The 12,145-nt window shown below is 71.1% G+C and carries 9 protein-coding genes; 4 read left to right on the forward strand and 5 right to left on the reverse strand.

All coding sequences use genetic code 11. The features are described from left to right. On the forward strand, positions 1-1,528 hold a 1,528-nt coding region (locus DQW85_RS13270), incomplete at its 5' end, for a helix-turn-helix transcriptional regulator (RefSeq protein ID WP_162794950.1). Here DQW85_RS13270 and DQW85_RS13275 read toward each other — a convergent pair. Next, complete coding sequence (locus DQW85_RS13275; protein ID WP_113700624.1) at positions 1,490-1,885, reverse strand: DUF2255 family protein; 396 nt, start codon at positions 1,883-1,885, stop codon at positions 1,490-1,492. The genes DQW85_RS13270 and DQW85_RS13275 overlap by 39 nt on opposite strands. 185 nt (positions 1,886-2,070) lie before the next feature. Here DQW85_RS13275 and DQW85_RS13280 point away from each other — a divergent pair, with 185 nt between their 5' ends. Beyond that, positions 2,071-2,592, forward strand: a complete 522-nt coding sequence (locus DQW85_RS13280; protein WP_113700625.1) for a hypothetical protein — start codon at positions 2,071-2,073, stop codon at positions 2,590-2,592. A gap of 4 nt (positions 2,593-2,596) precedes the next feature. Here the strand turns inward: DQW85_RS13280 and DQW85_RS13285 are convergent, their stop codons facing one another. After that, on the reverse strand, positions 2,597-3,196 hold the full coding sequence (locus DQW85_RS13285; RefSeq protein WP_113700626.1) for a TetR/AcrR family transcriptional regulator: 600 nt from the start codon (positions 3,194-3,196) through the stop codon (positions 2,597-2,599). A gap of 74 nt (positions 3,197-3,270) precedes the next feature. Here DQW85_RS13285 and DQW85_RS13290 point away from each other — a divergent pair, with 74 nt between their 5' ends. Continuing rightward, entirely contained in the window at positions 3,271-4,224 is a 954-nt protein-coding gene (locus DQW85_RS13290) for an SDR family NAD(P)-dependent oxidoreductase (RefSeq protein ID WP_113700630.1), read from the forward strand. Positions 4,225-4,252: 28 nt separating this feature from the next. Here DQW85_RS13290 and DQW85_RS13295 read toward each other — a convergent pair whose 3' ends face one another. The 3 genes from DQW85_RS13295 to DQW85_RS13305 all read right to left on the reverse strand — a co-directional run bounded on the left by DQW85_RS13295 (position 4,253) and on the right by DQW85_RS13305 (position 10,861). Then, positions 4,253-6,550 carry a glycoside hydrolase family 97 N-terminal domain-containing protein gene (locus DQW85_RS13295; protein WP_113700627.1) on the reverse strand — a complete coding sequence of 766 codons (2,298 nt, stop codon included), beginning with the start codon at positions 6,548-6,550 and terminating at the stop codon, positions 4,253-4,255. Between the two features lie 46 nt (positions 6,551-6,596). Next, positions 6,597-9,398 carry a GH92 family glycosyl hydrolase gene (locus DQW85_RS13300; protein WP_240197144.1) on the reverse strand — a complete coding sequence of 934 codons (2,802 nt, stop codon included), beginning with the start codon at positions 9,396-9,398 and terminating at the stop codon, positions 6,597-6,599. A gap of 365 nt (positions 9,399-9,763) precedes the next feature. Next, a complete protein-coding gene (locus tag DQW85_RS13305; protein ID WP_113700629.1) occupies positions 9,764-10,861 on the reverse strand; it encodes a hypothetical protein in 1,098 nt (365 codons plus the stop codon). 471 nt (positions 10,862-11,332) lie between these two features. On the opposite strand from DQW85_RS13305, the gene DQW85_RS13310 reads away from it, so the two are divergent. Then, a partial coding sequence (locus tag DQW85_RS13310; protein ID WP_162794951.1) for a slipin family protein occupies positions 11,333-12,145 on the forward strand: 813 nt, incomplete at its 3' end.

Here is a 12,145-nt window from a genome sequence, read left to right on the forward strand (position 1 = left end):
CGCCGCCGCCTTCCTCGAACGCTCGGCGGCGCTCACGCTCGACCCGGAGCGGCGCGTCGAGCGCGTGCTCGCCGCGGCGCAGGCCAAGCTCGCGGCCGGAGCGTTCGACGTGGCCGCCGAGCTGCTGACCACCGCCGAGACCGCGCCACTCGACCAGGGGCAGCGCGCCAGGCTGGACCTGCTGCGCGGCCGGATCTCGTTCGCCACGCACCGGGGCGGTGAGGGCGCCACCGCCCACGTGCTCCGCGCCGCCCGGCGACTGACGGTGTCCGACCCGGAGTGGTCGCGCGCCTGCTATCTGGACGCGCTGGAGATGGGCATCCTCACCGGCGACATGGACCCTGCCGTGGCCGCGGCCCAGACCGCGCCCCCGGCTCCGCGGCCCCCCGACAGCTCGGACCTGGTGCTGGACGGCCTGGTCCGCCTGGCCGCCGAGGGGCACCGGGCCGCCGTCCCGCTGCTGGGGCCGATCGTCGCCGACGTCCGGAACGAGGTGTGGGTCCGCCGGCCGTCGCTGGCGGTGCTGCTCGCGGTGGAGGTCTGGGACTTCGAGGCGTACGCGGGCACCGCCGAGCATCTCGTGGCCGTGGGGCGCGAATCGGGCTCGTTCCACATCCTGCCCATCGGCCTGGCCATGCTGGCCACCGTCTCCGCGCACGCGGGCGATTTCGGCGCGGCCATGGAGCAGATCTCGGAGGGCGAGGCGATCGCCGACGCCACGGGCGCGTCGCCGCTGGTCTACCCACGGCTCCACCTGGCCGCTCTGCGGGGGCGGCGACAGGAGGCCGTCGAGCTGTTCGAGAGCGTGCTCGCCGCCTCGCAGCGCATGAGCCTCAGCGTGCACTGGGCGACGGCCGTGCTGAACAACGGCCTCGGCGACTACCCGGCGGCGCTGGAGGCGGCACGGCGCGCCGTCGAGCTCGACGACCTCGCCATGACCGGGCTAGCGCTGCCCGAGCTGGTCGAGTCCGCGGTACGGAGCGGCGAACGGGAGCTGGCCGCGTCGGCGCTCGGTTCGCTGGCAGAGCGGACGCGGGCCGGCGGCACCCCCTGGGGGCTCGGCGTGGAGGCGTACTCCAGGGCACTGGTCACCGGCGACGAGGACGCCTACCGCGAGGCCGTCGACCACCTCGACGGCTCCCGCGCCGCCGTCTACCGCGCCCGCGCCCACCTGCTGTACGGGGAGTGGCTGCGGCGCGAGGGCAGGCGGCGGGACGCGCGCGAGCGGCTGCGCCAGGCGCACGGACTCTTCGCGGACATGGGCACCGAGGCGTTCGCCGACCGGGCGGCCGGCGAGCTGCGGGCCACGGGCGAGCACGCGCGCAGCCGCTCGGCGCCGGTGGGCGAGCAGCTCACCATGCAGGAGGTGCACATCGCCCGCCTCGTCGCCGAGGGCGAGACCTCCAAGGAGGTGGCCGCGAAGCTCTTCCTCAGTCCCCGCACGGTGGACGCCCACCTGCGCAACATCTTCAGGAAGCTCGGCCTCACCTCACGCAAGCAGCTGCGAGACCTGCCGGGGATCCGCTGAGGCCGCCGGGTCGGTACGCAGGCGCGAGGTCGTGGCCGCCGCCTCGCCGGCCACCATCGTCTCGACGGGTCCCGGCCACCTGAGGGCGTACTTGTCCCGGTAGGCGTCCGAGACCCGCTGGAGGAGCTCCGGATCGCGGACCGCCTCCAGCCGCACGGGAAGGATCGACGAACCCGCCTCGACCTCCGTACCGGCGCCCGCGCCGACCTGGCGGTACCAGCTGCTGCGGCGTCCGAAGGCGGAGCGGACGTAGGCGTCGCCGTCCACCACGACCACCCAGATCGTCCGGGCCGACCACGAACCGTCCGCGCGCCGCACCCGCATCACGATCTCGGCCAGGTCCGCAAAGGTTTCCACAGGACGACGCTCCCGCGTGCCGGGGGCCCGCCGCGTCGGTGAAGTTCGCCTATTTGGCAATAGATGTGGCCATAACTGGCCATAGTGCGATTCTGTAAGGAAATCTGTTTCCTTCGCCCTCGCTCACTGTGATGATTCAGGCGATCAGTACATCGCCCCGCTACTCGATTCGTCCAGGAGTGACCATGAGGGTGCTGACTGCCGTCTTCGTCGCCGTCGCCGCCATGACGACCCTGTTACCCACCGCCGCCGGAGCGGCGGCACACCGGCTCGGCCCGAGCCAGACCGTGTGCGCGAACAACCCCGTTCCCACCGGCTGGATCGTCACGTCCTACAGCGACTGGTACCAGTGCGGACCGCCGGGCAGCATCTACTACAACGCCAAGACCATGAAGAACGTCACGGACACCAGCTCGGGCGGCACCGTGACCGGCTGCATCAGCCCGCCTCCCCCCGCCGGCTTCTACGCCACCGCGCTGTCCTACTCCTACGACTGCGACGCCAGCAAGACCCCCAACGGGCTGCTGAACAACCAGCAGACGCTGACGAACCTCAACGGCCTGCCCTCCGGCCGCACCATCGTCATCTGCGGCTACCAGCCCGCCCCGCCCGGCTGGACGGTCATCGCCGTCGTGCGGGCGTACCAGTGCGTGTACGCGCGGGGCGGCGCGGTCGGCGACAACGCCGTGTCGATCCGCAAGCTCTGAGCGCTCAACGGGAGAACGCGCCGGCCCCGGCAAGCGCCTCCACCTCGGCGAAGGCGGCGTCCGCCGCGTCCGCCAGCGCTGCCGGGTCCGGCCCCGCCAGCAGCCGGCCCGTCCGGAAGCAGGCGAGCGCGATATGGGCCGCGAGCACGGCCGTGGCGTCCGCGGCCCCCTGTGCGCGCAGGACCCTCGCCATGGCGTCGGTGAGCGCGAGCAGCTTGCGCTCCGCGCGGTCGTGCAGCTCGGGGTTGTCGGCCACGAGCCGCTCGTACAGCACGTAGCGCCCGGCATCGCGCGTACCGACGGCGCACACCGCCCGCACGGCCGGCCTCGCCCGTGACAGCGCCTGTGCGAGGGTCATCCCCGGCAGCGGGTCCACGCCCTCCAGCGCGAGCAGCTCGTCGAGCATGTGCTGCTCGTCGGCGAAGACCACTTCCCGCTTGTCTCCGAAGTAGCGGAAGAACGTCGTGCGGCCGACCTCCGCGCGCTCGGCTATCTCGGTGACGGTCACCGCCGAGAACCCGTGCGTCGCGAACAGGTCGAAGGCCGCCTTGATGATCGCTTCTCTGGCTCGCCGCCGCTTGCGCTCTCGGATGGAAGTCGGCATGCCACCATCCTACCGTTAAGGGACTTGATACCTTATGGTACTCAGTACCAGTAACTTGAGAGTCGAAGGTGGTCATGTCCTCACCCACAAGCACCCTCGTCATGACAGGGGCCAGCCGAGGTCTCGGCCGCGTCGCGGCCGAGCAGCTGCTGCGCGAGCGTCCCGACCGGCACCTGGTGGTGACGGCCCGGGGCAGGAAGGGCCGGAGCCTCGCCCGGGAGCTCGCCCGGGCCACCGGCAATCCGAACGTCTCGGTCGTGCCGTGCGACCTGACCGCCCTCGACGAGGTGCGCACGGCGGTCTCGGAGATCAGGCGACGTCTCGACACCGGGGAGCTGCCACCGCTGCGGGGCTTCCTCGGCAACGCCGGCCTGCAGATGGCCACGCGGACGCGCGCCTCGGCCGACGGCTTCGAGGTGACGTTCGCCGTCAACGTCCTCGCCAACTACCTCTTCCTGCGGCTGCTCTTCGACGGCTTCGCCGGCTCGTCCAGGATCATCGTGGTCGGCAGCGCCGTCCACTTCGGCGACCGCAGGCACAACCTGGGCATGGTCCCCGCGCCGCGCTGGGACGACGTCCGCACGCTGGCCACCCCTGGTACGGGCCCGGGCGCCGCGTCGGTGGCCGAAGGGCGCAGGGCCTACTCGACGAGCAAACTCGGCGTGGTCTACCTGGTCCACGCCTTCGCCCGACGGCTTCCCCCAGGTGTGGACGTCTACACCTACAACCCTGGCTTCGTGCCGGGCACCGGGCTGGCCCGCGACGCGGGGCCGATCACCCGGGCCCTGTGGCGCACGCTCATGCAGGGGCTGCGGGCCGCGCCCTTCGCCATGGGACCCGACGCGGCCGGCCGCCTGCTGGCGGATGCCATGGCCGGGCCCCGGCCGGGCGAGAGCGGCTCCTACATCGACCGCGGGACGGTGATCCGATCCTCTGCCGAGTCCTACGACCCGGCCAGGGAGGAGGCGCTGTGGGCCACCGCCGCCGAGCTGTGCGGCCTGCCCGCGGAGCAGGCCGCAGCCCGTTAGCCCTTTCCGTCAACCGGAGGCCGATCCGCTACGAGTACGCCTCGACCTCGTAGATCCGCGCGGCGCCGTTGCCGCCCTGCTCGGCGGTGACCACGTTCAGCCGCACGTAGCGTGCGGTGACCGCGGTCACCGGGTGGGTGCTGACGTTCGCCGTGTTGCCGCGGGCCTGCACCACGGTGGTCCAGGCGCTGCCGTCGGCGGACACCTGGATGTCGAAGTCCCGGGTGTTGTACGAGGCCGATTCGCCGCCGGCCCCCGCGTGCCGGACCGTGAACGACCTGACTGTCACGCTGGAGCCCAGGTCGACCCGCCACCACTTGGCGCCGCCGGAGCACCACTTGTCGCTCCAGCCGCCCGAGACGCTGCCGTTGACCGCCTTCGGGGCGGTCTCGTTCGCGTTGCACGACGAGTCGGCGGTGGCCGGCTTGCCCAGGGCGAGATTCTTCGGCCCCGGCGACGTGCACCCGGTCGTGCCGCTGGTGTACCGGCAGAGGATCGTCACGAAGCCGCCGTTGGCCGCCACCGGCACCGACAGCGTGTCGGCGCTGGTGACCACCCTGGTCTCCCTGGTCAGGGTGCCGCCGGCGCCGTCGCGGAGCGTATCGGCCATCCACTGGCCCTGGCCGAGGAAGGAGAGCCCGGTCTGGTACGTCTTGGCCGGTAGAGCGGAGATGCCTCCCACGTACCAGCTGTCGCCGTCACGGCGCGCGAGGTACGCCTCCCGCCCGGGCTGCCCGCCGAGCAGCCGTGTCTCGTCCCAGGCGGTGGGCAGCCGGTTGAGCGTGCGCAGGGCCTCGGCGTTGCCCTCGTACGTCTCGGGGTTGTCGCCGCCGTGCTGCCAGCCGGACTCGAAGACCAGGAACGTCGCCACCTCGTGCGCGCCGGTGGTGTCGCGGTCGGTGACGCTGAACGTGGTCGGGGTGAAGTCCATGCTCGACACGGTGTTGCGGGTGAAGGGCAGCCTGGTGTTGAACGCGGCCCGGTTGCGCTGCTGCTCCGCGCCGTAGATCCCTTCGGCGGTCATCACGTGCGGCCAGGTGCGCTGCATGCCGCGGGGCATCTCGGCCCCGTGAAAGTTGACCATCAGCCTGAGCTGGGCGGTCCTGGCGAGGACGGCGTCGTACCACTTCAGGGTGGGCTGGGTGTTCTCCCAGATGTAGTCGATCTTGACCCCGGCCACTCCCCAGCTCCTGACCAGCGGGAGCCACGCTTCGCGCTGCTCGGCGGTGCGCAGCTCGCTGGAGTTGAACCAGAGGATCACGCCCACGCCCCTGGCGGCACCGTAGCTGACGACGTCCGGCACCCACGAGCTGTTCCAGCCCTCGTCGATGAGCACGAACGGCCAGCCGTTGCGCTGGGCGAAGTCGATGTACTGCCGCTGCCGCGCCGCGTTGCCCGGGCTGCCCGGCTCGGTCAGCCAGGACCAGGCGACCTTGCCCGGACGGATCCACGAGGTGTCGCCGACCTTGGACGGCGCGGCCAGGTCGTCCACCAGCGTCGACTGGGTGACGGCCGCCAGGTCGCCCACGATGGCGATGCGCCACGGGGTGGACAGCGGGCCGGTGGCGCCGACCGTGGAGCTCTCCAGCGACGTCGTGTAGGTGGCCGAGCCGCTCTGGTGCGACAGCCGGCTCCCGGCGTACCGGCCGTCCAGGTCGGACTCGTTGAGCTGCACGTACGTGCCGTTCACCGTGAACAGGGCCGGGTAGCCGTAGCCACCCGCCGGCGCCCCGCCCGCGGTCGTCTGCGTCCACTGCCCCTGGTAGTCCGAGCTGTGCGGCAGCAGCACGGCGGGCGCGCTCGTGCTCGGCAGGGTCCAGGAGGACGCCTCGCTCCGCACGGTGACGGCGCCGGTGGCGGGCAGCACGTACCGGTAGGCGGCGCCGTCGTCCGAGACCCGGACGACCAGGTCCATCCGGGCGCCGCCCTGGCCGGTGAACGACAGCCTCGCCTCGGCGAACGTGGTGTTCCGGCTGCGGCGCTTGCCGGTGGGCATCGAGTAGTTCGTCGTGACGGTCTGGTCGGCGCGGCCGGTGAACGTCAGGTTCGCGCTCAGATCGGCCGCGTCCGTCACGATGCCGATCGGCGAGGGCGCGAGCACGGTGCCTCCCCCGTGCTGTACGGCCAGCGTCAGCCTGCCGTTGTCGAGCGTGACCCGGGCGGCCGTCCGAGAGGTGGGGGACGGGCCGTTGACCGTCCAGGTGACCGGCGCGGCGCCGGTGTGCGCCGCCTTGGCGGGGGAGGTGGGGACGGTGGCGAATCCGAACGTCCCCAGCGCCACCGCGCATGCCATGAGGAGCGTCCGTCGTAAGGTGCCTGTGCGCATGTCTCATCCCTTCGCGGGAACCGTCGGTGAGATCACTGTCTGGTGATCACGAGGACGGGGCGTAGACCTCGAACTCGTAGATCCGCGCCGCGCCGCCGCCGCTCTGCTCGGCCGCGAGAACGTCGAGCCGGGCGTAGCGGGCCGTGGTGGCGGTGACGGGATGGTTGCTGATGCCGGCGGTGTTGCCGCGGACCTGCGCCACGGTGGTCCAGGTGCTGCCGTCGGCCGACACCCGGACGTCGAAGTCGCGCGTGTTGTAGCCGGCCTGCTCACCACCGGCGCTCGCGTGCCGGACGGTGAACGACGTGATGGCGTACTGCCCGCCGAGATCGACCTGCAGGAACTTGGGCGTCGCCCCCGAACACCACTTGTCGCTGTTGCCGCCCGAGACGCTGCCGTTGACCGCCTTGGCCGGGCCCTCGCTGGAGGCGCAGGGCGCCGAGCCGGTCGCCGCCTTGTTCAGCGCCACGTTGACCGGCCCGGTGGAGGTCGTGTCGAACGACGGCGGGGCGTCGGCCGCCGCGCGGCCCCACGTCGGGTGGGCGGTTGCGCCGAGCGTGTACGACAGCGTCCCGCCGTTGGTCACGAACGACTCCGGCAGCCACGGCCTGGTCGAGGCGGCGCCGTTCACGGCGAGGCCCTGCACGTAGAAGGTGCCGCTGGACGCGCCGGGGGCGTTCACGGTGAGCGTCACCCCGTTGCTCCGGCGCACCACGATCTGCGGGAAGAGCGGGCTGGCCAGGAGCAGCTCCGCCCGGCCGGGGGTGAGCGGGTGCATGCCCATCGCGGCCCACACGTACCAGGAGGACATGGCGCCGAGGTCGTCCTGTCCGGGGATGCCGCCGGGGCCGGAGGACCACAGGGTGTTGACGATCTGCCTGACCGTCTGCTGGGTCTTGTCCGGGCGGCCGGAGAAGTCGTACAGCCAGGGGCTGCCGATCGAGGGCTCGTTGGCCATCTCCGCCTTCAGCCCTCCGGCCCCGGTCAGCGCCCAGCTGCCGTCCGCGTGGTGGAAGAACCCGTCCAGCCGGTTGGTGACGTTGCCGTTGCCGCCCATCCGGTCGAACAGGGCGCGTACGTTGTGCGGGACCATCCACGTGTACTGGGCGGCGCTGCCCTCGGCGAAGCCATTGTCGCTGCCCGGGTTGAACGACGGCCAGCTGCCGTTCTCGTTGCGGTCCTGGATGTGGCCGACGGCGGGGTTCCACACGTTCTTCCAGTACTGGGCGCGGGCCAGGAACTGCTGGTGGAGGCTGTTGTCACCGAGCCGCCGGGCGAGCTGGGAGATGGCGAAGTCGGCGGTCGAGACCTCGAGGGTCTCGCCGGCGCCGCCCCAGGCGTTGCCGTTGGCCGGGATGTAGTGGATGCTCAGCCACTTGTCCAGCGAGGGCCGCTCGCCGACCACCATGACGTTCCAGCCGTCCCGGCTCAGGTCCTCCGGGGTGACCGTGGTGGCCGCGTGGACCATGGAGGACAGCGCGCGTGACACGTCGAAGCCGGTGCCGCCGAAGGCGTGGATGCTCGGCAGCGCCGCGTGCCCGGGGTCGCCGGTCATCACGTGGGTGCCGCCCTGGTTGTGGGTCCACCGGTCCCAGACACCCTTGTTCTGGTCGGCCTGGTTGAGCAGCGACTGCGCGATGTCGGCTCCCACGTCCGGGCGTAAGAGCGTCAGCAGTTGGAGTTGAGAGCGGTAGACGTCCCAGCCGGAGAAGTTGGCGTACTGCGCTCTCTGCGCCCCCGACACCTGGTGGACCTGCTGGTCCATCCCCATGTACTGGCCGTTGACGTCGCTGAACAGGTTGGGGTGCAGCAGTGAGTGGTACAGCGCGGTGTAGAAGGTGGTGATCTGGGCCGGGGTGCCGCCGGTCAGCTCGATCCGGCCGAGCTCGGCGTTCCAGCTGTCGTGGGCGCGCTGCCGTACCGTGTCGAACGTCGTGCCGGCGGGGTTCTCGGCGTTCAGGTTGGCCTGGGCGTTGGCCTGGCTGACGTAGGAGATGCCGACCCTCACGTTGACCGTCCGCCCCGAGCTCAGGTCGAAGGTCACGTACCCTCCGGAGCCGCGGCCCGCGACGGGCCACCCGTTGGTGCCGTAGGTGGTGCCGCCGGTGGCGCTGGTGCCGCCTGGCGTCCGCGTCGAGTCCCGCCAGGTGCCCGTGGAGCTGAACGGCTTGTCGAAGACGGCGTGGAAGTGCAGCGTGTAGTAGCTGCGCCGGCCGATGGCGTTGATGTAGCCGCAGAAGTTGCCGCTGGTCACCGAGCCGGAGATGGTGCGGTTCGCGGGGTCGATGGTGGTCTGCGCGGCGCTGCTGCCGACCTCCGAGTTGGAGGTGCGCACCAGCATCGACGCGGTCCCTGAGGCCGGGAAGCTGAAGCGGCCCGCGCCGGTGCGCGCCGTGGCGCTGAGCTCCACGTTCACGCCGGAGGCGAGCCGCACCTGGTAGTGGCCCGCGGCGGCCGTCTCGTCGGAGTGGGAGAAGTCGCTGGCGTAGGTGCCGTCGGTGGTGTCCGCCGTCGGCGACGAGGTGACGGAGCCGACGTGGGGCATGAACGGGATGTCACCGGACGCGCCCGCGCATCCCGTTCCGGACAGGTGGGTGAGGCTGAAGCCTCGGATGCGGGTGGCGTTGTAGCCGTAACCGCCGGGTTCGACGGTCCGCATCTGGTTGCCTTCCGTGTTCTCGGGGCTCCACGCCACCATGCCGAACGGGGTTGTCGCTCCGGGGAAGGTCTCTCCGCTGTTGCTGCTGCCGATGAGGGTGTCGACGGTGGCCGCGGGGTCGGGCACCGCGGCCGCCGCGGGTGGCGCCCCGGTCAGGGGGGCGAGCACACCGGCTGCGAGGGCGATCACGGTGAGGAGGATGCGTGCACGGGGGTGCCTGGTGGGGCTGCGATGCATGGACTGCCTCCAGCTTCAGCCGGAGGCCACATGGCGGCGTCAGGTGACAGCGTTATCAATGACAACGTTGTCATAGAGGGCCATGTGCCTCCTGCCGAAGATCAAAGGGGATGATTGGCCCAAAAGTACGCCGCCTCACCCCTCGCCAGAAGGCCCTATTCGGCCGGTTGCACGCCGTTGACAGCGTTGTCACCAGATGGTTAGCAATGTGATGACCCAGAGTCAGCAAGCGCTGTCGGGCAGCCAGCCCCGCAGGCGGGTGTGACGCGCCCCGAGACCCGGCGGGCCTGGCCGGTGGGGCCAGGCCCGTGACCGCCTCAGTGCAGCGAGGCGTAGGTGGTGAGGGACGCCGTGTTGACCCTGGTCACCGCTGAGTAGCAGGCGACGTCGCGGACGTGGACGACGCTGCCCGAGGTGCTCCACCGGGTCAGCAGGTTGCAGTATTCAGGGCCTGGCCCGAACGCGGTGACCTGCACGTTGTCAGGCAGGAAGCCGACCTTCGGGAAGGTCACCAGACGCAGCCCCGGGCCGGCCGACTGGACGGTGTTCACCGCGCCCAGGCTGTTGAAGTTGACGCCGGGGGGCAAGGGAGCGTACGGGCCGGGGTTGAAGGGCTGGTTGTCGAAGGTGTAGGCGAAGTGCTTGGGCGGGAACGCCGCCCCGTTGACCGCGCGCCGGCGCTGGTAGGTGAGGCTCCACCCGGTGTTGAGCGGGCTGTTCACCGCGTTGTGGCAGACGACTTCCACCGTCTGCGCGCCCGCGATGACGGGTGCCGCGGGCCACGACCTGACCTTGCACCTGGCGGGCTGCTGCGGGTCGGCCGCGGTTACCTGGACGCCGCCCTCCGCGCCGGGCGTGCCGAGGCCGGGGAGCGTGACTCGCCAGGCGTTGACCGCGATGGGGACCACGGTGTTGACGCCGCCGGCCGAGTTGAACTGGGTGACGATTCCGCCGGGGTTGTAGTGCACGTAGCCGAAGCCTTGGGGGGCGGGCAGAAGGCCGGTGCTCTCGCCGTACACGATGGAGAAGGGGACGAACGCCGGGCTGCCGCCGAATCTGTAGCACCTGACCGAGACCACCAGGTCCGCCGCGCTCGGCCACCATTTTCCTGCTTGGCACCAGTGGGGAGTGTCGATGACCGCGGTCACGTGCACGACGCCGCCCGGGCCGGCGATCTGCGGGAAGCGGACGAGCGTCTCGCCCGGCGCGCCCGGGCTCACCGTGACGTTGAAGCCGCCGGGCCAGCTCCCTGCCTGTCGGCTGGGGTCCGGTACGCCGGCGGGCACGTCGACGTAGGCGAAGCCCCAGCGATTGGGCGCCGCTGCCGTCGCGGTGCCTGTCGCCAGGACGCCGGACCCGGCGAGCAGGACGACCACGAATAACAGGTGCGGGAACAGGGTTCTGAGCCGGCGCATCGTCGCTCTCCGTCCGTGGGGGGTATCCGCCGAGCTCGGTGATATCCCGATTCCACCCCATTGAATAGGCCCTAATATGCCCATATTTGACATTTCGGGGAATTAAGGATTAGGGGTGACTTAAACCCCTGGCATAACGCCCGTCATTTGGTGACGGCGCGCTGCCGGGGTCCGCCCGCGGGCTCCCGGGCGGGCTGTCCTGGCCGCCCATCCCGGCGTCACGCCGGCGCAGATCTCCGCGCCCTCGTGGCCGCCGCGACCCAGGGCAAGGTGACGAACGCCGGGCGCCGAGACCCGTGACGGCACGTGGCGGCTGCGCGTGCGCGGCGCCTGCAAGACCGACGTGGGCGAGGTCGTCTCCTGGAGCCTGAACGTCTGATCCCGGCGCGTCGACCACACTCGAATCGACCCCCCACGTTCGCACCCGGTTCGAGGCTCGCGGCCGTAGCCTCGAACTGGGAGGGACCTGCCATGCTGTCCACCGTCTTGCCGGTGCTGCTCGCACTGATCGTTCTGTGGATCGTGCTGAGCGGCGTCAGGATCGTCAACCAGGTCGAGCGGGGCATCGTGTTCCGCTTCGGCAGGGCTCAGAGAGAAGTCCGGCAGCCCGGGCTCACCTTGCTCATCCCGTTCGTGGACCGGATGAGGAAGGTCAACGTTCAGATCGTCACGATGCCAATCCCCACGCAGGAGGGCATCACCCGCGACAACGTCTCCGTCCGGGTCGACGCCGTCGTCTACTTCCGGGTCCAGGATCCGCTGCGGGCCGCGATCGAGGTGCAGAACTACCTGTTCGCGATCGAGCAGGTGGCGCAGACCTCGCTGCGCTCGATCATCGGCAAGAGCGAACTCGACGACCTGCTCACCAACCGGGAGGAACTGCACAAGGGCCTCGCCCTCATGATCGACAGCCCGGCTCTGGGCTGGGGCATCCACATCGACCGCGTCGAGATCAAGGACGTCCAGCTTCCCGAGACGATGAAGCGGTCGATGTCGCGCCAGGCCGAAGCCGAACGCGAGCGGCGGGCCCGCATCATCACCGCCGACGGGGAGTTCCAGGCCGCGCGGAAGCTGTCGGACGCCTCGGCCATCATGGCCGACACGCCCGCGGCACTGCAGCTCCGGTTGTTGCAGACCGTGGTGGAGGTCGCGGCCGAGAAGAACTCCACCCTGATCATGCCGCTTCCCGTGGAGCTCCTCCGCTTCTTCGAGCGGGCCGCGGGGCCGTCCGCGGCGTCGGCGCCCGCGAGCGCGGGCGAGATCGCCACGGATGCCCGCCCGGCC

Origin of the sequence: Nonomuraea lactucae, from assembly GCF_003313395.1 — a bacterium.
Classification (GTDB): domain Bacteria; phylum Actinomycetota; class Actinomycetes; order Streptosporangiales; family Streptosporangiaceae; genus Nonomuraea; species Nonomuraea lactucae.

What these genes read in the sequence shown, in the direction of transcription:
- DQW85_RS13285 (WP_113700626.1), bottom strand. Translation starts at nt 3,196, where the DNA reads ATGCCGACTTCCATCCGAGAGCGCAAGCGGCGGCGAGCCAGAGAAGCG.
- DQW85_RS13305 (WP_113700629.1), bottom strand. Translation starts at nt 10,861, where the DNA reads ATGCGCCGGCTCAGAACCCTGTTCCCGCACCTGTTATTCGTGGTCGTC.
- DQW85_RS13295 (WP_113700627.1), bottom strand. Translation starts at nt 6,550, where the DNA reads ATGCGCACAGGCACCTTACGACGGACGCTCCTCATGGCATGCGCGGTG.
- DQW85_RS13290 (WP_113700630.1), top strand. Translation starts at nt 3,271, where the DNA reads ATGTCCTCACCCACAAGCACCCTCGTCATGACAGGGGCCAGCCGAGGT.
- DQW85_RS13280 (WP_113700625.1), top strand. Translation starts at nt 2,071, where the DNA reads ATGAGGGTGCTGACTGCCGTCTTCGTCGCCGTCGCCGCCATGACGACC.